This window comes from Streptomyces sp. NPDC059080 (assembly GCF_042739975.1).
GTDB lineage: Bacteria > Actinomycetota > Actinomycetes > Streptomycetales > Streptomycetaceae > Streptomyces > Streptomyces benahoarensis.
This window is the reverse complement of sequence record NZ_JBHYGX010000017.1, coordinates 75,925-98,159: the sequence shown is the minus strand read 5'-3', so window position 1 is coordinate 98,159 and position 22,235 is coordinate 75,925. Positions and strand designations below refer to the sequence as shown.

General features: G+C 73.1%; 16 protein-coding genes. 6 read left to right on the top strand and 10 right to left on the bottom strand.

All coding sequences use genetic code 11. From position 1 onward, the window contains the following. Nucleotides 1-127: 127 nt before the first annotated feature. From ACFWWQ_RS16275 to iolC, 7 genes are all read right to left on the bottom strand, one after another. Nucleotides 128-1,015, bottom strand: coding sequence for an ABC transporter permease (locus tag ACFWWQ_RS16275; RefSeq protein WP_384596489.1), 888 nt, complete (start codon nucleotides 1,013-1,015; stop codon nucleotides 128-130). Further along, the gene (locus ACFWWQ_RS16270; RefSeq protein ID WP_384596486.1) at nucleotides 1,012-3,714 is read right to left on the bottom strand and encodes an alpha/beta fold hydrolase; all 2,703 of its coding nucleotides are present in this window, start codon (nucleotides 3,712-3,714) and stop codon (nucleotides 1,012-1,014) included. Before ACFWWQ_RS16270 ends, ACFWWQ_RS16275 begins: the two co-directional genes overlap by 4 nt. A gap of 390 nt (nucleotides 3,715-4,104) precedes the next feature. Beyond that, nucleotides 4,105-5,367 carry a hypothetical protein gene (locus ACFWWQ_RS16265; protein WP_384596483.1) on the bottom strand — a complete coding sequence of 421 codons (1,263 nt, stop codon included), beginning with the start codon at nucleotides 5,365-5,367 and terminating at the stop codon, nucleotides 4,105-4,107. Between the two features lie 142 nt (nucleotides 5,368-5,509). Next, nucleotides 5,510-7,003, bottom strand: a complete 1,494-nt coding sequence (locus ACFWWQ_RS16260) for a CoA-acylating methylmalonate-semialdehyde dehydrogenase (protein WP_384596479.1) — start codon at nucleotides 7,001-7,003, stop codon at nucleotides 5,510-5,512. A gap of 39 nt (nucleotides 7,004-7,042) precedes the next feature. Continuing rightward, complete coding sequence (gene iolD, locus ACFWWQ_RS16255) at nucleotides 7,043-8,917, bottom strand: 3D-(3,5/4)-trihydroxycyclohexane-1,2-dione acylhydrolase (decyclizing) (RefSeq protein WP_384596476.1); 1,875 nt, start codon at nucleotides 8,915-8,917, stop codon at nucleotides 7,043-7,045. Next, nucleotides 8,914-9,849, bottom strand: coding sequence for a 5-deoxy-glucuronate isomerase (gene iolB / locus ACFWWQ_RS16250; RefSeq protein WP_384596473.1), 936 nt, complete (start codon nucleotides 9,847-9,849; stop codon nucleotides 8,914-8,916). The genes iolD and iolB overlap by 4 nt, the downstream gene beginning before the upstream one ends. A 199-nt stretch (nucleotides 9,850-10,048) precedes the next feature. Continuing rightward, nucleotides 10,049-11,041, bottom strand: a complete 993-nt coding sequence (gene iolC / locus ACFWWQ_RS16245) for a 5-dehydro-2-deoxygluconokinase (RefSeq protein ID WP_384596470.1) — start codon at nucleotides 11,039-11,041, stop codon at nucleotides 10,049-10,051. A 370-nt stretch (nucleotides 11,042-11,411) separates the two neighbouring features. On the opposite strand from iolC, the gene ACFWWQ_RS16240 reads away from it, so the two are divergent. The 5 genes from ACFWWQ_RS16240 (at nucleotide 11,412) to ACFWWQ_RS16220 (ending at nucleotide 15,684) form a co-directional block, all read left to right on the top strand. After that, nucleotides 11,412-12,332, top strand: coding sequence for a sugar phosphate isomerase/epimerase family protein (locus ACFWWQ_RS16240; protein ID WP_384596467.1), 921 nt, complete (start codon nucleotides 11,412-11,414; stop codon nucleotides 12,330-12,332). 36 nt (nucleotides 12,333-12,368) lie between these two features. After that, entirely contained in the window at nucleotides 12,369-13,382 is a 1,014-nt protein-coding gene (locus tag ACFWWQ_RS16235; RefSeq protein ID WP_384596464.1) for a Gfo/Idh/MocA family protein, read from the top strand. Between the two features lie 274 nt (nucleotides 13,383-13,656). Continuing rightward, nucleotides 13,657-14,049 carry a peptidoglycan-binding protein gene (locus ACFWWQ_RS16230; RefSeq protein ID WP_384596461.1) on the top strand — a complete coding sequence of 131 codons (393 nt, stop codon included), beginning with the start codon at nucleotides 13,657-13,659 and terminating at the stop codon, nucleotides 14,047-14,049. Nucleotides 14,050-14,426: 377 nt separating this feature from the next. Further along, the gene (locus tag ACFWWQ_RS16225) at nucleotides 14,427-14,621 is read left to right on the top strand and encodes a helix-turn-helix transcriptional regulator (protein ID WP_384596458.1); all 195 of its coding nucleotides are present in this window, start codon (nucleotides 14,427-14,429) and stop codon (nucleotides 14,619-14,621) included. Between the two features lie 139 nt (nucleotides 14,622-14,760). Continuing rightward, complete coding sequence (locus tag ACFWWQ_RS16220; protein ID WP_384596455.1) at nucleotides 14,761-15,684, top strand: 2-dehydropantoate 2-reductase; 924 nt, start codon at nucleotides 14,761-14,763, stop codon at nucleotides 15,682-15,684. Nucleotides 15,685-15,876: 192 nt separating this feature from the next. On the opposite strand, the gene ACFWWQ_RS16215 is transcribed toward ACFWWQ_RS16220, so the two are convergent. Beyond that, nucleotides 15,877-16,599 carry a DedA family protein gene (locus tag ACFWWQ_RS16215; RefSeq protein WP_384596452.1) on the bottom strand — a complete coding sequence of 241 codons (723 nt, stop codon included), beginning with the start codon at nucleotides 16,597-16,599 and terminating at the stop codon, nucleotides 15,877-15,879. 264 nt (nucleotides 16,600-16,863) lie between these two features. On the opposite strand from ACFWWQ_RS16215, the gene ACFWWQ_RS16210 reads away from it, so the two are divergent. Beyond that, nucleotides 16,864-17,157 (top strand): heavy-metal-associated domain-containing protein, encoded by a 294-nt coding sequence (locus tag ACFWWQ_RS16210; RefSeq protein ID WP_384596449.1) that lies wholly within the window; start codon nucleotides 16,864-16,866, stop codon nucleotides 17,155-17,157. A 561-nt stretch (nucleotides 17,158-17,718) separates the two neighbouring features. Here ACFWWQ_RS16210 and ACFWWQ_RS16205 read toward each other — a convergent pair. After that, entirely contained in the window at nucleotides 17,719-19,008 is a 1,290-nt protein-coding gene (locus ACFWWQ_RS16205) for a citrate synthase (protein ID WP_384596446.1), read from the bottom strand. Nucleotides 19,009-19,165: 157 nt separating this feature from the next. Beyond that, nucleotides 19,166-21,403 (bottom strand): ATP-dependent RecD-like DNA helicase, encoded by a 2,238-nt coding sequence (locus tag ACFWWQ_RS16200; RefSeq protein WP_384596443.1) that lies wholly within the window; start codon nucleotides 21,401-21,403, stop codon nucleotides 19,166-19,168. Between the last annotated feature and the right edge of the window lie 832 nt (nucleotides 21,404-22,235).

Sequence of the window (22,235 nt, the reverse complement as noted above, 5' to 3'; positions counted from 1 at the left end):
CCGCGGGCAGGCGTGCGCACCCGGCGCGTCGGCCCACCCGACGCGCCCCCGGCCGAGGGCGCCCCGGGCAGGCTGAAGAGCGGTCAGGCGCCGCCCCGGAACGGCCGGACCACCCCCGGAGCGTCCCTCAGGACACCACGTCCTTACGGGCGAAGCCGCGGAACGCCAGGGCGACGAGGACCAGCGCGTACGCGACCGAAACGGAGGCGCCCTGGAGCATGCCGGACCACTCCATCGTGGGTTGCAGCGCGTCGGCCCAGGCGAACTGCCAGTGTGCGGGCAGCACATCGCGCCAGCCGCCGAGGGCGGTGACCTGGTCGAGGACGTTGCCGACGATGGTCAGGCCGACCGCGCCGCCGACCGCCCCCAGGGGCGCGTCGGTGACCGTCGACAGCCAGAACGCCAGCGCCGCCGTGACCAGCTGGCTGACGAAGAGGTACGCCACCACGACCGCCAGCCGCCCCACCGCCTCATCCGACGGCAGCGCGCCGCCGGTGGGCAGGGTGAGCGGGCCCCAGCCGTACGCGGCGGTGCCCACCCCCAGGGCGACCAGGGGCAGCAGCACCATCGCGGCAGCGCTGAAGAGCAGGCCCACGGTGAGTTTGCTCAGCAGCAGCCGGGCGCGCGGCACCGGCGCCGCGAGCAGATAGCGCAGCGACGACCAGCTCGCCTCGGACGCCACCGTGTCACCGCAGAACAGCGCCACCGGCACGACGAGCAGAAAGCCCGCCGAGACGAAGAGCACGGTGGCGGTGAAGTTGCCGCCGGACGCCGTCGCGGTCTCCACCAGGGTGACCCGGCCGCTCGCCCGCCGCCCCGGGGTGCCGCCGATGGCGAAGGCCACGACCAGTACGAACGGCAGCAGCGCCAGACCGGCGCCGATCACGAGGGTGCGGCGCCGCCACAGCTGCCGCAGCGCCTCGACGCGCAACGGGAGGGTGCGGCGAGCGCGGTAGCCGGGGGCGGCGGCCGTCGCCGGGGGCGCGGGGTGCGGATCCGGGGTGGTGGCGGTCATCGGTCGCCTCCGATCAGGGTGAGGAACGCGTCCTCCAGGCGGCGGTGCGGCCCGACGCGGTACACCGGCAGGTCCAGCCGCAGGAGTTCGGCGAGCAGGCGCGGGGTGGCCGCGGGGTCGTCGAGGCGGACCAGCAGACCGTCGTCGGCGCGGACCGCCGCGAGCACACCGGGCAGCGCGCGGACCTTCTCCACCACCGCCTCGGTGAGCGCTCCGGGGTCCGCGACGCCTACGAGGACGGTGTCCTGAGCGCCGGTGATCTCCGCGACCGGCCCGGACCTGACCAGGCGTCCGCGGTCCATGACGACCAGATGCGTACAGCTCTGTTCGACCTCGGACAGCAGATGGCTGGAGACGATGACGGTGCGTCCGGCGGCCGCGTAACGGATCATCACCTCGCGCATCTCGCGGATCTGGGGCGGGTCGAGGCCGTTGGTCGGCTCGTCGAGAATCAGCAGGTCGGGCAGGCCCAGCATGGCCTGGGCGAGGGCGAGGCGCTGCCGCATGCCCTGGGAGTAGGTGCGCACCGCGCGGTCCAGGGCGGTGCCGAGCCCGGCGATCTCCAGGGCCTCCTCGGCGTGCGCGTCGGAGGCGGGCCGCCCGGTGGCACGCCAGTACAGGTCGAGGTTGGCGCGGCCCGACAGATGTGGCAGGAACCCTGCACCTTCGACGAACGCGCCCACCCGGGAGAGCACGGGGGCGCCCGGCCGGATGGCGTGCCCGAAGACCCGGATCTCGCCCTCGTCCGGCCGGATCAGGCCCATCAGCATCCGCAGGGTGGTGGTCTTCCCGGCGCCGTTGGGCCCGAGCAGCCCCAGGACCTGCCCGGTCTCGACGCGGAACGACAGGTCCCGCACCGCGTACCGGTCGCTCGCCCCGGCGTACTTCTTGCTCAGCCCGTCGATCACCAGCGGCACGGCAGCGAGGGACGGATCGGGGGCCGGGGCGGTGGTGCGGCGGCGGGCGGTGAGCAGCAGGGCGGCGGCGAGGACCGCGGCGGCCGACGGCAGCAGCCACGTCCAGGCGGGCAGCGGGGGCGCGGCGGCGCGGACCCGCGCGTCGGTGGGGACGGTCAGGGCGCCGCCCCCGGCCGCCGCCACGGTGTAGGTGGCGGGCTCGGCGGGAGAGGCGTAGCCGAGGTCGGTCGCGGCGAGGACCAGGCGCATCCGGTGCCCGGCGGCGAAGTCGTGGTCGACGGCGGGCAGCCGCAGTTCGACGCGGACGCCCCGGTCGGCGCCGGAGATGCGGTACGGCGTGACGAGCTGGGCGGGCAGCACCTGCTTGGTGCCGTCCGGGGCGACGTCGTAGAGCTTGGCGAAGAGGACCGCGTCGCGGGAGGTGGACCGTACGGTCACGGTGGTGCGTGGCGCGCCGGTGAGGTGGACGGGCGCCGTGAGCGGCGCCGAGTCGAAGCGGGCGTACTGGCCCGGGAAGTCGACCGCGAGGCCGCCGGTACCCAGGGCGGAGAGGGCGCCGAGCGCGCCGACGCCGGGGACCGCGGAGATCGCGGGCGGGCTCGCGCCGGGCGGGTTGGTGAAGCGCTGTTCGGGGCCGGTGAGCTGGATGCGGCGCGGGTCGTGGGCGAGGCCGGGGTAGGCCGGGCCGCTCGCGCCGCGCAGTTGCAGGGAGCCGTTGGTGGAGTCCACCCCTCCGCTGCGGCTGACCCGGAACGCGGGCCCGGTGCCGGCGCCCTTGTCTCCCTTGAGGTAGCGGTCGAACCAGGCGCGGGTGCGGTCGGCGAGCCGGGCCGTCTCGCGGTCGCCGCCGTCGTGGCCACCGGCGATCCAGTCGACGGAGACGGGGGCGCCGTTGCGGCGCAGGGCCCGTTCCATCGCATCGGATTGATCCAGTGTGAAGAGCGAGTCGGTCTGCCCCTGCATGATCAGGGTCGGCGCCTTGATGCGATTGCCGACGGCGGACGGACTGCGCTTCTCCAGGAGGGCGCGGGCCGCCGCGTCCGGTTTCCCGGCCACCGCGACCCGTTCGTACATCGTGCACAGGTCCGCGGCGAACCGTCCGCAGCCGCCGGACGACGCGGGGACGCGGCCGGGCCCCGCGGTGGGATCGCCCGCCGAGCCGGTGGTGAAGAAGATCCCGGACCACAGCTTCTTGAACACACCGTGGGGGAAGAGCGCGTCGGCGAGGTTCCAGTAGGTGATCTGCGGGGCGAGGGCGTCGATCCGCGGGTCGTGCCCGGCGGCGAGCAGCGCGACGGCGCCGCCGTACGAGGCGCCGGCGATCCCGACGCGCGGATCCCCGGCATTGTCGAGCCGCACCTCGGGACGTTTCGCCAGCCAGTCGATGAGTCGGCTGACGTCGGCGACTTCGCGGTCCGGGTCGTTGAGCCCGATGCGGCCGGTGGAGTCGCCGAAGCCGCGCGCCGACCAGGTGAGGACGGCGTACCCGTCCCGGGCCAGCCGCTCCGCCTGCGGACGGACCTCGTTCTTGCTGCCGCCGAAACCGTGCGCGAGCAGCACGGCGGGGCGGCGCGCGGTGGAACTCCCCGCGGTGAAGTAGGAGGTGTCGATCCGTACGGTCTTCGCGCCGCCGGGCTTCTCGGGCACCGCCAGCGCCCGGTCCTCGCGGTGCACGAGGGGTGCGGCGTCCGACGTGGCGCCCGCCCACACGCCGCCGCCCATGAGCAGGGCCAGAACACCGACGGCCGCGTACAGCCGCCGTCCGCGCAGTCGCAGATCCATAGGGGGATCCTAGGGAGCGGCCCTTACGGGGTTCCCGGGGAGTGGCCGGGAGACGGCGCCGGGCCCGGCCCGGTGGCGCGGGGGCCCGGCCCTATGGCGCGGGGGCCCGGCCCGGTGAGGCGGGGGCCCGGCCCGGTGGCGCGGGGCCGTCGTGGGTTCCGTCGTGGGTGCGGCGGGCGGCGCGCGGAGCGGCCCGGAGTCTGCTGGCACCCTGGCCGGTGTATGTGGCCGGCGCCGCCACGATGTTTCTGCTCTCCTCGGTCGAGCTGACGCTGCCCGCGCTGCTGGAACAGCACCGGTACGCGGCCACCACCAGCGGCCCGTTGCTCACGGCCTTCGCCGGGGCGAGCAGGCGGCGCGCCGCGGGGCGGCACCGGCCCCAGCCCCCGATCAGTACTGCGGAGGCCCGAACCCACCAGGGGCCGGCGGGTTGCCGGGCGGGACCGGCGGGGCGGCCGGCGGTATCGGCGGAGCGGTCGGCGGTATCGGCGGGGCCGCGGACGGGACGGGCGGGGCGGCGAGGCCCGGCATCGGCATCGGCGGGACCGGGCCCGCCTGCGGGGGAACCGGGCCGCCGAACATCGGGCCGCCGGGCATCGGGCCGGGCATCGGGCCGGGCATCGGGACCGGCGGCTGCCAGCCGCCGGGCTGCGGGCCAGGCGGGACGAAGCCGGGGCCGCCGAACTGCGGGGCGGGCGCGGGCGGCTGCCAGCCGGGGGCGACCGGCTCGCCCTTGGCCATCAGGGTGAACAGGGCGAGCGAGCCGAAGAGGTCCAGCGCCAGCTCCACGAGGTTGAGGACGCTCAGGCCCGGCATCGAGTCGCTGATGTCGAAGAGATGACCGGAACCGCCGAGTCCGATCACCGCCAGGAGGGCGTTCGGCAGCAGCATCGTCGCCAGGCCCAGGGCCAGGCCGCGGGCGGCGGTGCCGCGGATCAGGCAGCTCAGCCCGGCGATGCCCGCCAGCGCCAGCATGATCAGCGCATGCCAGCCCGGGGCCAGCGACGTCAGCGACGTCAGCATGCCCTTACCCAGGTAGAGCATGAAGACGGCGTCGCTGTCCCCGTCGCCCTGCACCACCATGTAGATCTGCCAGATCACCGAACACAGCGCCATCGCACCGAGAACGAGACCGGCGACGACCCCGGCGGCCTTGGCCGGACGCATCGGCGGCAGGCTCGGGGCGGGCCGCGGCCAGGACCGCATCCCGGCGAGCAGCACGACCCCGGTGACGAAGGTCAGCAGGGCGAGCACCAGGCTGCCGAGGAAGACCGCGTCGAAGGGGTCGGCGTCGATCTGGGCGTGGAGGAACCAGCGGTTGTCGCCGGTGTGGGAGCCTACGCTGACCACGGTCTGGACGGCGGTGGCGAAGGTGAAGGTGGTGGCGACGGCCATCAGGCCGCCTGCCGACCGCCGCCCCGCGAACGCCGCGAACGCCCCGCTCAGCTGCACCAGGGCCAGGCAGAACTGCGTGGAGTTGCTGACGGTGTTGAGGCCGGGGGGACGTGCGCCGGTCCAGTAGTCCCACACCGCGGGGAAGCCGGACTGCGAAAGGTCGTAGCAGAGCCAGAACGCGGTGTAGAGGAAGAAGACCAGGCAGAAGATGCCGCCCGTGATCCGTGCGCCCTTGGCCAGCGCCGTACTAGGTGGCATCGCATCCCCCGATAGTGGTGTTGTGTACACGCCCGGTCACCGTAGCAACCCCGCCGACGGCCGTCCCCTGAACGCCGTGCCCCCGGCGGACGGAGCGCCGCCGCCCCGCCGGTCGATGACCGGCGGGGCAGCGAACGTACCGTCAGTGGTTGCTGGGGAAACCGAGGTTGATGCCACCGTCGGACGGGTCGGGCCAGCGAGTGGTGACGACCTTGCCGCGGGTGTAGAAGTGCACGCCGTCGTTGCCGTAGATGTGGTGGTCGCCGAAGAGCGAGTCCTTCCAGCCGCCGAAGGAGTGGTAGCCGACCGGGACCGGGATCGGGACGTTGACGCCGACCATCCCCGCCTCGACCTCCAGCTGGAAGCGGCGGGCCGCGCCGCCGTCGCGGGTGAAGATGGCGGTGCCGTTGCCCCACGGCGAGGCGTTCATCAGCGCGATGGCCTCGTCGTACGTGGCGACGCGGACGACCGACAGCACCGGGCCGAAGATCTCGTCGCGGTAGGCGTCCATCTCGGGCGTGACGTTGTCGAGCAGCGACACCCCGAGCCAGTGGCCGCCCTCGAAGCCCTCGACCGTGAAGCCGGTGCCGTCGACGACGACGTCGGCGCCCTGGGCGGCGGCGCCCTGGACGTACGAGGCGACCTTGTCGCGGTGGACCTTGGTGATCAGCGGGCCCATCTCGGACGCCGGGTCGTCGCCCGGGCCGATGCGGAGGGCGGCGGCGCGCTCCTTGATCTTCTCGATCAGCGGGTCGGCGGTCTCGCCGACGGCGACGACGACGGAGATCGCCATGCAGCGCTCACCGGCCGAGCCGTACGCGGCGTTGATCGCCGAGTCGGCGGCGAGGTCGAGGTCGGCGTCCGGCAGCACCAGCATGTGGTTCTTGGCGCCGCCCAGCGCCTGCACCCGCTTGCCGTTGGCCGTGCCGGTGGTGTGGATGTACTTGGCGATGGGGGTGGAGCCGACGAAGGAGACCGCGGCGATGTCCGGGTGCTCCAGGATGCGGTCGACCGCGACCTTGTCGCCGTTGACGACGTTCAGCACGCCGTCGGGCAGGCCCGCCTCGGCGGCCAGCTCGGCGAGCTTGAAGGCAGTGCCGGGCACCTTCTCGCTGGGCTTGAGGACGAAGGTGTTGCCGCACGCCACGGCGAGCGGGAACATCCACATCGGCACCATGGCGGGGAAGTTGAACGGCGTGATGCCGGCGACCACACCGAGGGACTGCCGGATCGAGGCAACGTCCACCCGGGTGGAGACCTGCGTGGACAGCTCGCCCTTGAGCTTCTCGGGAATGCCGCAGGCCAGCTCGATGATCTCCAGACCGCGGGCGACCTCGCCGAGGGCGTCGGAGTGCACCTTGCCGTGCTCGGCGGTGATCAGCCGGGCCAGCTCCTCACGGTGGGCGGCGACCAGCTCGCGGTAGCGGAACAGCACCGAGGTGCGCTTGGCGAGGGAGCTGGTGCCCCAGGTGGCGAACGCCTCCTTGGCGGCGGCGACCGCGGCGTCGACCTCCTCGACGGAGGCGAAGGCGACCTGCTTCTCCTGGGCGCCGGTGGCCGGGTTGAACACCGGGCCGAAGTTGCCGGACACACCCTCGACGGGCTTGCCGCCGATCCAGTGGCTGATGGTCTGCATGCGGGGGGCCTTTCCGGTGGTGACTGCTACGGGCTGAGATCAGAGGTGTCGGCGGCGGTCGGCGGCGTGTTGGTCGTAGGCCAGGCGCGCGGCGACCGCCGCGGGACGCGTCGCGGTCTCGGCAACAGGTACATCCCACCAGGACTGGGCGCTCGGCGCGCCCGGCACTGTGTCGGCCGTTTCGGTCTCGACGTAGACACATGTGGGACGGTTCGCGCCACGCGCCTCGGCGAGGGCGTCGCGCAGCGCGCCGACGGTGGGCGCGCGCAGCACGCGCATGCCGAGGGAGGCGGCGTTGGCGGCGAGATCGACGGGCAGCGGAGCGCCGGTGTAGGTGCCGTCCGCCGCGCGGAAGCGGTAGTCGGTGCCGAAGCGCTCGCCACCGGTCTGCTCGGAGAGGCCGCCGATGGAGGCGAAGCCGTGGTTCTGGAGCAGCACCAGCGTGAACGCGGCGCCCTCCTGGACCGCCGTGACGATCTCGGTGGGGTTCATCAGGTACGTGCCGTCGCCGACCAGGGCCCATACGGGGCGGCCGGGGGCGGCGAGGGCGACGCCGAGGGCGGCGGGGATCTCGTATCCCATGCAGGAGTAGCCGTATTCGAGGTGGTACTGCCTGCGGGACCGGGCGCGCCAGAGCCGGTGCAGATCGCCGGGGAGGGACCCGGCGGCGTTGACGAGGATGTCGGTGTCGTCGACGACGGCGTCGAGGGCGCCGAGCACCTGGGTCTGGGTGGGCCGGGCGGCCGGGTCGGGGGCGGCGTACGCGGCGTCGACGCGGCGCTCCCAGGCGGCCTTCGCGGTGGCGTAGCCCGTCTCGTACGTGGCGTCGACGCGGTGGCCGTGCAGCGCGCGGGTGAGCGCGGTGAGCCCTTCGCGGGCGTCGGCGACGAGGGGCAGCGCCGCGAGCTTGTGGGCGTCGAAGGCGGCGATGTTGAGGTTGACGAAGCGGACGGCGGGGTCGGCGAAGAGGGTGGCGGAGGCGGTGGTGAAGTCGGTGTAGCGGGTGCCGATGCCGAGGACCACATCGGCGTCGCGGGCGAGTGTGTCGGCGGTGGCGGTGCCGGTGTGGCCGATGCCTCCGACGTCGGCGGGGTGGTCGTGGCGCAGCGCCCCCTTGCCCGCCTGGGTGGCGGCAACGGGGATGCCAGTGGCGTCGGCGAAGGCCCGCAGGGCGTCCTCGGCCTCGCTGTGGTGGACGCCGCCACCGGCGACGATCAGCGGGCGGCGGGCGGCGCGCAGGGCCCGGGCCGCCTCGGCGAGGGCGTCCGGGTCGGGCGCGGGGCGGGGGACGCGCCAGATGCGGTGGGCGAAGAACTCCGGCGGCCAGTCGTACGCCTCGGCCTGGACGTCCTGCGGGAGGGCGAGGGTGACGGCGCCGGTGTCGACGGGGTCGGTGAGGACCCGCATCGCCTGGAGGGCGGCCGGGATCAGTGCCTCGGGCCGGGTGACACGGTCGAAGTAGCGGGAGACCGGACGCAGGGTGTCGTTGACGGAGAGGTCACCGGCGTACGGGACTTCGAGCTGCTGGAGGACGGGGTCGGCGCGGCGGGTGGCGAAGGTGTCGCCGGGCAGCAGCAGGACCGGGAGGTGGTTGACGGTGGCGAGGGCGGCGCCGGTGACGAGGTTGGTGGCGCCGGGGCCGATGGAGGTGGTGACGGCCTGGGCTCGGAGCCGGTCGCTCTGGCGGGCGTAGGCGGTCGCGGCGTGGACCATGGCCTGTTCGTTGCGGCCCTGGAGGAACGGCAGGGCGGCGGGGTCCTCGCGCAGGGCCTGGCCGATCCCGGCGACGTTGCCATGGCCGAAGATGCCCCAGCAGGCATTCACCAGGCGGTGGCGGTGGCCGTCGCGCTCGGTGTACTGGCGGGCGAGGAACCGCACCAGGGCCTGCGCGACAGTGAGGCGGAGGGTGGTCATCGGGTGTCTCCCGGGGGCGCGGTGTAGCGGGGCAGGCGGGGGTCGGTGGGTTGGCCGGCCCAGGTGTCGCGGATCCAGCCGTGGTCGGGGTGGTCGCGGATCAGCCACTCGCGGGTGGCGCCGGGTCCGGCCATGACGTTGAGGTAGTAGAGGGCATGGCCGGGGGCGGCGATGGACGGGCCGTGCCAGCCGTCGGGGATGAGGACGGCGTCGCCGCCGCGGACCTCGGCGAGGACGTCGGTGCGGTGGCCGGGCCCGGAGGGGGTGACGCGTTGGTAGCCGACGCCCGGGGTGCCGTGGGCGGGCTCGATCTCGAAGTAGTAGATCTCCTCCAGCTCGGACTCCTCGCCGGGGCGGGCGGTGTCGTGTTTGTGCGGCGGGTAGGACGACCAGTTGCCGCCCGGGGTGAGGACTTCCACGGCGATGAGCGTGTCGCAGGGGAAGGCGTCGGCGGCGGCGAAGTTGTTGACCTGGCGGGAGCAGGGCCCGGCGCCGCGCAGCTCCACGGGGACGTCGGCCGCGGCGCCACGGCGGGCGGGCAGGCGGCGGGCACAGCGGGCTCCGGCGAGGGCGAACCGGCCGCCCGCCCGACTGGTGAGCCCCGCGCGCGCGTCGCGTGGGACGTAGGCGAAGTCGGTAAGGCCGCTGAAGACGCTGTCACGGCCGGCGAGTTCGTACGGGGCACCGTCGGTGGTGACGGTGCAGCCTCCGGCGAGGGGCAGCACGATCCATTCGCTGTCCCCGGCATCGAAGGCGTGGTGGCCGCCGGGCGGCAGGTCGAGGACGCGCAGCGAGGAGTGGCCCCAGCCCGCCCGCTCCGGCGTGATGTCCAGGGCGTACGGCCCGGTACCGCCGTGACCTGCCGGAATGTGGAGGCCGAGGGCCCGGCCGGGGCCGGGGGCGGAAGCGGATGACGCGGATGCGGGATTCATGACCACAAGTCTCCACCCGACCACTGACAGTGAGAGAAAATCCGTGCGCTGCGGCGGTGCCCACCGGTCCGCGCGAGGCCGCCGGACCGGTCCGGACCCCCGGCGCCGGACCGGTCCGGGTCCGGGGGCCCGGACGCGGCCGCAACGGCGCGGCGGCCCCAACCGTCCTTTCGGGCGGGGCGTCGGGGCACGCCGGGGTTCATCGTCCGGCGAGGAACGCGTCGACCTCCGCCGCGGTCGGCATGGCGGGCGAGCAGGCGAGGCGGGTGGCGACGAGGGCACCGGCCGCGTTGGCGTAGCGCATCATCGGCTCCAGGTCCCAGCCGTGCAGCAGGCCGTGGCAGAGGGCGCCGCCGAAGGCGTCACCGGCGCCGAGACCGTTGACGACGTCGACGGGGAAGGCCGGTACCTCGGCGGTGCGGCCGTCCCGGTGCACCGCGAGGACGCCCCTGGGGCCCTGTTTGACGACGGCGAGTTCGGCGCCCCCGGCGAGCAGCGCCTCGGCGCAGGCCCTCGGGTTGCGCAGCCCGGTGGCGACCTCGGCCTCGTCGACGTTGCCGACGGCGACGGTGGCGTGGGCGAGCGCCGCCTCGTAGTGCGGGCGCGCGGCGGCCATGGCGGCGGCGCCGGTCGCGCCGCCGTCCCCGGAGGCGCCGCCCGCACCGCCCCAGAACAGGGGCCGCCAGTCGAGGTCGAAGACGGTGGGGCCGCGCCTGCCGCGGGCGGCGAGCGCGGCGAGGGTGGCGGTGCGGCTGGGCTCCTCGCACAGTCCGGTGCCGGTGACCCAGAGGATCCGGGCGGCCCGCAGCGCGTCGTGGTCCAGCTCGTCGGCGCGGAGGGTGAGGTCGGGGGCGGTGGGGCGGCGGTAGAAGTAGAGCGGGAAGCGGTCCGGCGGGAAGATCTCGCAGAACGTGACCGGGGTGGGCAGACCGTCCACGGCGGTGACCCAGCGGTCGTCGACGCCGAACTCCCGCAGCGCCTCGTGGAGGTAGTCACCGAAGGGGTCGCGTCCGGTGCGGCTGATGACGGCGGTGCGGCGGCCCAGGCGCGCGGCGGCCACCGCGACATTGGTGGCGGAGCCGCCGAGGAACTTCCCGAACGTCTCCACCCGGGCGAGCGGCACGCCCGTCTGGAGGGGGTAGAGGTCCACCCCGATGCGGCCCATGGTGATGAGGTCGAACGGTTCCGGCATGGGGCCCCTTCGCTTCGGCCGACGCGGCACGACGGGGCCGGGCGGCGCACCCACGCCCCGTCGCGGGCACAGGTCTAGTGGGGCCGCCGGACCGTGTCAACGGCGCGGCACACCGCCCTGACCTGTACGGGGACGGCGGTACGGGCGAGTGGCCCCATGGCGGGGACACCCCCTCGCGCGGGCTTCCGCCAGGGGAGCGACGCGGCGGAACCTCCGCTTTCAGGGCGCCGTCCGGCACTCCCCGGGGCGGTCGTGCCGGAAGATCCATATGGCAGAACGAAATCTTGACACCCCCCGGGGCGCCCGCGAGGCTGAGCCCACCACTCCCGCGCCCCCGGTCACCGCCGACCGGCGAGAGGAGAGCCGTCGCATGTCCGCAGCCCGTGCCGACGCGCCCGTTCTGGACCGCATCCGGGTGGGGTCCGCGCCGGATTCGTGGGGCGTGTGGTTCCCCGACGATGCGCGGCAGGTCCCCTGGCGGCGCTTTCTCGACGAGGTCACCGAGGCGGGCTACGACTGGATCGAGCTGGGCCCCTACGGGTATCTCCCCACCGACCCGGCGGTGCTGCGCGACGAGACCGCGCGGCGTGGCCTCGGTGTCTCGGCCGGGACGGTCTTCACCTCGCTGCACCACGGCCCCGCGGTCTGGGACGCGACGTGGGCGCAGGTGTCCCGGGTCGCCGCGCTCGCCCGGGCGACGGGCGCCGGGCACCTCGTCGCCATCCCGTCCTTCTGGCGTGACGACCGCACCGCCGAGGAGCTGGAGCCGCCCGAGCTGACGGCCACGCAGTGGCGGCACCTGGCCGAGGGCACGGAGCGGCTGGCCCGGCGGGTGCGGGAGGAATTCGGCCTGATGCTGGTGGTGCATCCGCACGCGGACACCCACCTCGACACCGAGGAGCACGTCACCCGCTTCCTCGACGCCACCGACTCCGGCCTGGTCTCCCTCTGCCTGGACACCGGCCACTACGCCTACTGCGGCGGCGACAGCGTCGCACTGATCCGCACCTACGGCGAGCGCATCGGCTATCTCCACCTCAAGCAGGTCGACCCCGGTGTCCTGGCCGATGTCCGCGCCAAGGGCACCGCCTTCGGTCCGGCCGTCCGGCAGGGCGTGATGTGCGAACCGCCGCGCGGTGTGCCCGCATTGCCGCCCGTCCTGGAGGCGGCGCAGGAGCTGGGCACCGCGCTCTTCGCCATCGTCGAGCAGGACATGTATCCCTGTCCGCCGGAGCGGCCGCTGCCCATCGCCCGGCGCACCCGCCGCTTTCTGCGCTCCTGCGGCGCCTGAGCGACGGACGGAACGGACCGCGAGCAGGAGGACGACATGCACGGGACGCTGGGGGTGGCCGTCATCGGCGCCGGGCGGATGGGCGCCGATCACGTACGCCGGATCGACGAGGTGATCAGCGGGGCGCGGGTGGCGGTCGTCGCCGACGTCGACGGGGCGCGCGCCGAGGCGCTGACCGACGCCATGGAGGGGGCCGTGGCCTGCACCGATCCGGTGGCCGCCATGGATGCTCCGGGGGTGGACGCGGTCCTGATCGCGTCGCCGGGGGCGGCCCATGAGGCGGCGCTGACGGCGGCGTTCGACCGCGGGCTGCCGGTGCTGTGCGAGAAGCCGTTGACGCCGGATCCGGACTCCGCGCTGCGGGTGCTCGCCGCCGAACAGCGAGGCGGCCGTCGCCTCGTCCAGCTGGGCTTCATGCGCCGCTACGACGCCGACTACCTCGCCCTCAAGGCGCAGTTGACGCGCGGCGCGTACGGCCGTCCGCTGATGCTGCACCACACGCACCGCAACGTCGCCTCGCCGCCCGGCTGCACCGACGCGCAGACGCTGCACGACTCCGCGGTGCACGAGATCGATGTGACGCGCTGGCTGCTGGACACCGAGATCACCGCGGTGCGGGTGCTGCGTCCGGCGCCCTCCGGCGGTGCGCCCGAGGGACTGCACGATCCGCAGCTGATCGTCTTCGAGACCGCGGACGGCCACCTCGTCGACACCGAACTGTTCGTCAACTGCGGCTTCGGCTACCAGGTGTCCTGCGAGGCGGTCTGCGAGCGGGGCACCGCCCGGATCGGCGACGACCGCGGCGTCTTCGTCAACGCGGCGGGCCGCTGGGGCGGCACCATCCCGCCGGGCTTCGTGGAACGCTTCGCGGGCGCGTACGACCGGCAGGTGCAGCGGTGGGTGGACGCCACCCGGCGCGGCACGGTGGAGGGCCCCGGCTGCTGGGACGGCTACGCCGCCGCGGTGGTCTGCCGGGCGGGCGTCCAGGCGCAGCGCACCGGCGAGCGTGTCCCCGTCGACCTGCCCGAACGGCCCGCGCTGTACCGCTGATCCGCCCGCTCCCCCGCACGGCCCACACCGGCGCAAAGGCCGCGGCCGTCCCTTCACGTCTCCCGACTCACGGGACGTTCGACGCAAATCGACCGGTCCGCGACGACGAGCCGCCCTCCCCCTTAATACGTACGGAAGTTGACGCACCGGACTCCGCGCCTCCGGCAACCGCGGCGGGCGCGGGCGGCGTGCCCGTAGATGCACGACATCCGGATGCGGGGCGGTCCGGCGCGCGTACCCCCTGGGGGTGGCCCGATACGCACCATACGGATGCATGGCATTCAACGGGGGAAACGAGGACATCATGCGCATCACCTCACTGCATCGCACCATCCGCCGCCCGGCCGCCCTGGCGGCCGCCGCCGCCCTGATCACCGCCGCCCTGCTGACCGGCTCGGCACCCGCGGCGCAGGCCGCCGCCGGGCCGGGCCCCCGGGCGGCCTGCGCCTACTACAACGGCACCGCGCTCACCGTGTACGGCCAGCGCAACGACCGGGTCAAGCAAGTCCAGTGCCTGCTGGCCAACCGCAAGTACCTGCCCTGGAGCAGCCTCACCGGCTACTTCGGCGACCAGACGCGCGCCGCCGTCAAGAAGTTCCAGAAGGCGTCGCATCTGACCGCTGACGGCAAGGTCGACAAGAAGACCTGGAAGGCGCTCTACGCCTGAGCGGGTCGGCCCGCGCCCTCGGCGCGGCACCCTTCACACGGCGGGCCGTCCCGAGCGGGGCGGCCCGCCGCGCACGTCCGGGACTTCCCCGACCGGTAAGGCCGCCCCCTCCCGCATCCCGCATCCCGCATCCCGCATCCCGCATCCCGCCACGACCTTCCCCCTCACTCTCCTTCCGTTCCGTCCCTGTCACGTCCGTCCCCGGCGCGTCACATCCGTCACGATTACGCGGGTCTTCCGTCACAGGTGATCAACAGCCCCTGTCCGTGCAGCGGTCGGTGTCGTTGTCCCGGCGCAGGACACAGGAACACCCGCCCCGTCCGCGCCTCCCGCAGGCCGCGCGGCCGGGGCCCCGGATCCAGGGAGGCGAGGCAGCGATGACCGACCGGAGGCTCTGGTCCTACAAGGACATCGCCGCGCACATCCGGGTACGGCCGGACACCGTGCGCTCGTACCGCAAGCACGGGCTGCTTCCCGAGCCGGACCTCGTCGAGGGCGGCAGGCCGTACTGGTTCGCCGACACCGTCCGCGACTGGGTGACCCGCAGACCGGGCCACAGCCGACGGGTATGACTCCACCTCCGCACGGCCTCCGTCACGGTGCGCGGGCCATGCCGGTCCCGGGTCTGCCGCGCCTCCGCAGACGCCCCTGGGCACGGGCGGATCCGCGCACCGCCGGACACGTCGGGCGGGCCGCTCCTACGATCGCCTCATGTCCACGACATCTCGCTCCTCCTCCACCCGTCTCGCGGTGATCGGCGCCGGTGGGATCGGTGGTTACACCGCGGCCCTGGCGCACTGGGCCGGCCTCGATGTCACCCTGTGCGTACGGACGCCCATCGACGGGCTCACCGTCATCCTCGACGGCACCGAACGGCACGCCGCGGTCCCCGTCGCCACCGACCCCGCGCAGGTCGGGCCCGTCGACTGGGTGCTGCTGACCACCAAGGCGCAGGACACTCCCGGCGCCGCGCCCTGGCTGCGCGCCCTGTGCGGGCCGGACACCACCGTCGCCGTGCTCCAGAACGGCATCGGGCTCACGGAGCGCGTGGCCCCATATGTCCCGGAGGGGACCGCGACACTGCCGGTGATCTGCTACCTCTCGGCGGAGCGCACCGCGCCGGGCCGGATCGTCCACCATCTCGCGAGCGAACTCCATGTGCCGCAGGGCCCGTCGTCCGACGCATTCGCCGCGCTGCTGGACGGCACCGGGCTGAACGTCACGCTGGTGCCGGACTTCGCCACCGCGACCTGGCGCAAGCTGTTCCTCAACCTCGCCGCCAACCCCCTCACGGCGCTGCTCGGGCAGCGGATGCACATCTTCCGGGAGGCGGAGATGACCGCGCTCGCCCGCGCGCTGCTCATCGAGGCGGCGGAGGTCGCCCGCGCGGAGGGGGCGGACATCGGCGACAGCGACATCTCCGGGACGCTGGAGATCTATGCGATGACCCCGCCCGGCGGCGGTTCGTCGATGCTCTACGACCGCGAGGCGGGCCGACCGCTGGAGCATGAATACCTCACCGGAGCGGTGGTCGCGGCAGGCGAACGGCGTTCCCTCCCGACGCCCCTGAACCGCATGCTGCTCACCCTGCTGCGCGCCGTCGACCGCGAATCGCGAGCCACGTACGGCACCTGAATCCGGGCACCTCGGCGGACCGCCCCGGCACCCGGCCACCGGTGAGCCGCGCCGCCCGTAACGCGACCCACTCCCCCGGCCCGACCGTCCGGGAGCCCGGAAGACCCGCCCCGGAGCGCGAAGGTCCCACCGCGCCCAGCCCGACGCGCACCCCCACACCAGAATGATTACGGAGAGTTCGTAAGCCATGACTCAACGGTAAGGGCGACCACTGACAACGGGCCGGGGACGTCGCCCCGGACCCGGGACGCGGCACCCACCCTGCGCGACATCGCCCTCGCCCTGCCACCGTGCACTGTCGGAGCCACCGCCCCGGACCACCACCCCGGCGGCGTTCACCCGGCACACCGAAGCCCTCTGCGCCCGGACGGCGCGGCGGCGCGCCACCCAGGGAACGACCGCGCCCAGAACGGCGACGGCGCAGGAGATGCCGATGCCCAGGGCGGCGGCGTAGAGGCGGTTACCCACGGCGGCGCTACCGAGATAGCCGAGGCCGATCGAGTAGGACGCCCACACCGTCTCGGCGATGCCGGCGCCGAGCAGATAGCGGCGCAGTGGGTAGCGCAGGACGCCGGAGGCGACGGCGCCGACGATCCGGCCGCTGGGCAGGAACCGCACCGCGAGGACGAAGGGCAGGCCGTAGCGCTCGATGCGCCGTGACGTCCACTCCAGGAGGACGCGGCGGCGGACGCTGCGCCGCATCCAGGCGCGCGCCGGGCCGCCGAAGCGGCGGGCGAGCAGATACATCAGTACGTCACCGAGGGTCGCACTGCCGGCGACAACCAGCAGGGCGAGCGGGAGGAAGAGATCGCCGTGTGCGGCGAGGACCCCGACGGAGACGAGCAGCGCGGAATTGGGCACCAGCGGTGGCAGGGTGGTGAGTATCAGCAGCCCGTAGAGGGCCAGCACTTCCATCCGGCGCGCCTCCTCCGATCACCCCGGCCCGGCGCACTCCGGTCCGGTACCTCCCAGGCTGACGCGCGACACGCGTGGCGGCAACGCGTGCCGGGACGAGCGGCGCGACGCCGCTGGATTGATACCCCCTAGGGGTATACAGTGGGCATCGCCGGACGGCGTCGGTGACTCCGGTCGCACCGCCGCGCCCCTGACGGCGCACCCCCCGGCAACCCGTACGGCATCTCGACATCCACGGACCATCGGCACCACGAGGAGACTCCTATGACCGCCGCATCGACGAACGGTTCCTGCTGCACACCCGAAGGCTCCTGCCACTCCGGCGAGAGCGCGGCGCAGGCGGGCGGGATCGCCACGACCTACAAGGTGACCGGCATGACCTGTGGGCACTGCGAGGGCGCGGTCAACTCCGAGATCTCGGAGCTGGACGGCGTCGTCTCGGTGCGCGCGGAGGCCGCCACGGGTCTGGTCACCGTCGTCTCGCGGGCCGCCCTCGACGAGGCCGCGGTGCGCGAGGCGGTGGACGAGGCCGGTTACGAGCTGCTGGGTCCGGCCTGAGCCTCCCCGGTATGGACCGGAGGGCCTTTTCACCACAGGGGCCGCTCCGTAGCCCACACAGCCCACGCGTTCACAAAATTCCCACAATGGGCACAACACCCATACGTCAGGGCCGTGAAATTCAGATCGCGGCCCTTGACCGTTTTCGCCCTCATATGGCAAGAGACCCAGATCACAGACTTCCGAACGTAACCATCGTGGGGGGTCGAGAGTCTAACCAGATGTGCAGGCACCCCGGCGGGGCCTGCTCGGCAACAGCCGTGCCGGTCTTGGGGGATCGGACCGGCTACGCGTGGCCGGGGCGACGTGCCCGGGGAGCTTTGAGCGGCCCTCCCGAACGTGCGCGTCCCGGCAGATCGCGGGCACCCTGAACGCCCGGACGGATCCCGTGGGGGGAATCCGACCCGGGACAAGGGAAGCGCCCCGCACTCTGGACCCGTGGGGGGATCTGGAGGCGGGGCGCTTTTCGTTCTCCACCGCGTTCACCGCACCGAACGCGAACGGCCCCCACCCTGGACGGGCGGGGGCCGTTTCCGTGCCGGGCGCGGGCGCCCGGACGGGTCAGCGCTGCTCGACGGGCACGAAGTCGCGCTCGACGACGCCGGTGTAGACCTGCCGCGGGCGGCCGATCCGCGAACCGGGCTCCTTGATCATCTCGTGCCACTGGGCGATCCAGCCCGGGAGGCGGCCGAGGGCGAAGAGGACCGTGAACATCTCGGTCGGGAAGCCCATGGCCCGGTAGATCAGACCGGTGTAGAAGTCGACGTTCGGGTAGAGCTTGCGCTCGACGAAGTAGTCGTCGGAGAGCGCGTGCTCCTCCAGCTTCAGGGCGATGTCCAGCAGCTCGTCGGACTTGCCGAGCGCCGAGAGGACGTCGTGCGCCGCCGCCTTGATGATCTTCGCCCGGGGGTCGAAGTTCTTGTAGACGCGGTGCCCGAAGCCCATGAGCTTCACGCCGTCTTCCTTGTTCTTCACCTTGCGGATGAAGGAATCGACGTCGCCGCCGTCGCGCTGAATGCCCTCCAGCATCTCCAGCACGGACTGGTTGGCACCGCCGTGCAGGGGGCCCCAGAGCGCGTTGATACCGGCGGAGATCGAGGCGAAGAGGTTCGCCTGCGAGGAGCCGACCAGGCGCACGGTGGAGGTCGAGCAGTTCTGCTCGTGGTCCGCATGCAGGATCAGCAGCTTGTCGAGGGCGCTGACCACGACCGGGTCCAGATCGTACTCGGCGGCCGGCACCGAGAACGTCATGCGCAGGAAGTTCTCGACATAGCCGAGGTCGTTACGCGGGTAGACCACCGGGTGGCCGACCGACTTCTTGTAGGCGTACGCCGCGATCGTCGGCAGCTTGGCCAGCAGCCGGATCGTGGAAATGTGCCGCTGCTGCTCGTCGAACGGGTTGTGGCTGTCCTGGTAGAAGGTCGACAGGGCGCTGACGACCGACGACAGCATCGCCATCGGGTGGGCATCCCGGGGGAAGCCGTCATAGAAGCGCTTGACGTCCTCGTGCAGCAGGGTGTGGTACGTGATGTCCTGCTTGAAGTTGGACAGCTGGTCGACGGTGGGCAGCTCGCCGTTGATCAGCAGGTACGCGGTCTCGACGAACGTGCTGCGCTCCGCGAGCTGCTCGATCGGGTAGCCGCGGTAACGCAGAATCCCCTGCTCACCGTCCAGATAGGTGATCGCGGATTTATACGCGGCGGTGTTGCCATAACCGGAGTCCAGGGTCACCAGACCGGTCTGGGCGCGCAGCTTCGAGATGTCGAAGCCCTTGTCGCCGACGCTGCTGCCGACGACCGGGTAGCTGTATTCGCCGTCCCCGTAACGCAGTACTACAGAGTTGTCGCTCACGTCATCCCTCACCGACGTTGTGCCTCTTCTTCGAGGTGCCCTGACTGCCTCTACCTTCCCCCATTTGGACGTGGGATGTGCACTCGGGGTCGGCAATTCGGCCTTCGGGCGGCACTGAGTGCCGTTTACGTGACCATCCTGCGCCCCTTCGACCCGATTAGGGAAGTTGAGCGACTGCCACCACTCCGGCGAGTCGGCGATCGAGCGCTGTACACCGCCGACCGGCGGACACCGTGCGCACGGCCTGCCCCAGAGCCCTGCGGGACCCCACCAGCACCACCAAGCGTTTTGCCCGGGTTATCGCCGTATACAGAAGATTTCGCTGCAACATCATCCAGGCGCCCGTGGTGACCGGAATCACCACCGCCGGATACTCGCTCCCCTGGGAGCGATGGATCGTCACCGCATAGGCGTGCGCCAGCTCGTCCAGCTCGTCGAAGTCGTACGGAACCTCCTCGTCCTCGTCGGTGCGCACCAGGAGACGCTGGTCATCGGTGTTCATATCCGTGACCACGCCGACCGTGCCGTTGAAGACGCCGTTGCGGCCCTTCTCGTAGTTGTTGCGGATCTGGGTGACCTTGTCGCCCACGCGGAAGACCCGGCCGCCGAAGCGGCGCTCCGGCACCTCCGGGCGCGCCGGGGTCACCGCCTGCTGGAGCAGGGCGTTGAGCGCGCCCGCCCCGGCCGGTCCGCGGTGCATCGGAGAGAGCACCTGGATGTCCCGCCGGGCGTCCAGTCCGAAGGTCGCGGGGATGCGGCGGGCCGCCACGTCGACGGTCAGCCGTGCGGCCTCCTCGGTGTCCTCCTCGGCGAAGAGGAAGAAGTCGGGCAGGCCCTGGGTCAGCGGCGGCCGACCGGCGTTGACGCGGTGCGCGTTGGTCACCACACCGGACTGCTGGGCCTGGCGGAAGATCCTGGTCAGCCGCACGCACGGCACCGGGCCGCCGTCGGCGAGCAGATCCCGCAGCACCTCCCCCGCCCCGACCGACGGCAGCTGGTCGACGTCGCCCACCAGCAGCAGATGGGCGCCCGGCGGGACCGCCTTGACCAGCTTGTTGGCGAGCAGGAGATCCAGCATGGACGCCTCGTCGACCACTACCAGATCGGCCTCCAGCGGCCGGTCGGCGTCGTACGCGGCGTCCCCGCCGGGCTTCAGCTCCAGCAGCCGGTGGACGGTCGACGCCTCCGTGCCCGTCAGCTCCGCCAGCCGCTTGGCGGCCCGCCCCGTCGGCGCGGCCAGCACCACCCGGGCCTTCTTGGCCCGGGCCAGCTCGACCACCGACCGGACCGTGAACGACTTGCCGCAGCCCGGGCCGCCGGTGAGCACCGCCACCTTGCGGGTCAGCGCGAGGCGCACCGCGTCCCGCTGCTCCGGCGCCAGCTCGGCGCCCGTACGCCGCGCCAGCCAGGCCAGCGCGCGCTCCCAGTCGACGTCCCCGAAGACGGCCAGCCGGTCCTCGGGGGTGCGCAACAGCCGCGTCAGCCGACCGGCCAGGGACAGCTCGGCACGGTGGAAGGGCACCAGGTAGACGGCGGTGACGGGCTCCTCGCCGCCGCCCTGCGGGATCTTCTCGCGCACCACGCCCTCCGGGTCCGCCGCCAGCTCGGCCAGGCAGTCGATGACCAGGCCGGTGTCCACCTGGAGCAACTTCACGGCGTCCGCGATCACCTGTTCCTCGGGCAGGAAGCAATGCCCTTGGTCCGCCGACTGCGACAGGGCGTACTGGATACCGGCCCGGACCCGCTCCGGGCTGTCGTGCGGGATGCCGACCGCCTGGGCGATGCGGTCGGCCGTCAGGAAGCCGATGCCCCAGACGTCGGCCGCCAGCTGATAGGGCCGCTCGCGCACCACGGTGACGGCGTCGTCCGCGTACTTCTTGTAGATGCGTACGGCGAGGGAGGTGGAGACGCCGACGCCTTGGAGGAAAACCATCACCTCCTTGATCGCCTTCTGCTCCTCCCACGCGGCGGCGATCATCTTCATCCGCTTCGGGCCGAGGCCGGGCACCTCTATGAGGCGCCGCGACTGCTCCTCGATGATGTCGAGTGTGCTCGCGCCGAAGTGCTCGGTGATGCGGTCGGCGATGCGCGGGCCGACGCCCTTGATCAGGCCCGATCCGAGATAGCGGCGGATGCCCTGGACCGTGGCGGGCAGGACGGTGGTGTAGTTCTCGACGGTGAACTGCTTGCCGTACTGCGGGTGGGAGCCCCAGCGGCCCTCCATCCGCAGGGATTCGCCGGGCTGCGCGCCCCACAGCGCGCCGACGACGGTCAGCAGCTCGCCCGCGCCGCGGCCGGTGTCGACCCGCGCGACGGTGTAGCCGCTCTCCTCGTGGGCGTAGGTGATCCGCTCCAGGACCCCTTCGACCACCGCTGCGTTGACCTCGCTGCCCATGCTCCGAACGGTACCGCCGGGGTCTGACAACGCGACCAGGCCGGGACGTGCTCCCCTGGGACGCGGGGTTCTGACGGACGCCGAGAGACGAACGCCGCTGGGCTGCCGGCCGTACGCACGGCGCCGTCCGCGCCGCAACCGCCGGGCGGCGCCGGTCAACAGGTCATTGACCGAGCGATGCTTTCGGGCTATCCGTGATCCTCCGACCGTCCCTCACTTCGCCGGGGAAGCCCGCCGGAAGGAACGCACATGCACTCCAGACGTGCCGTCCTCACCACCGCAGCCGCGGCGGCCGCCGCCTGTGCCTCGGGCACCGTTCCCGCGGCCGCCGCAAGCCCTGCCAGCGCCCGTCCCACCGCCGCCGCACGGGACCGGATGCGGCGTCTCATCGCCCGTATGACACCGGAGGAGAAGGCCGGTCAGCTCTTCGTGATGCGGGTCTACGGACACTCCGCCACCGACCCGGACCCGGCCGACGTGAACGCCAACCGCAAGGAGATCGGCGTCGCCAACGCGGCCGAACTCATCGCGAAGTACCACGTCGGCGGCGTCATCTACTTCAGCTGGGCGCACAACACCCGAGATCCGCACCAGATCGCGGAGCTGTCCAACGGCATCCAGCGGGCGGGCGCCGCGCAGCGGCTGCCCGTCCCGTTGCTGATCTCCACCGACCAGGAGCACGGCATCGTCGCGCGGATCGGCGCGCCCGCCACCCTGCTGCCCGGCGCAATGGCGCGGGGGGCCGGGGGGGCCCCCGCCCCCGCCCCCGCCCGGGCGGGCGGCCCGCGCGCCCCGCGGGTCGCCCGGGGCCACCCGCCCGCCAGCGGCCCCC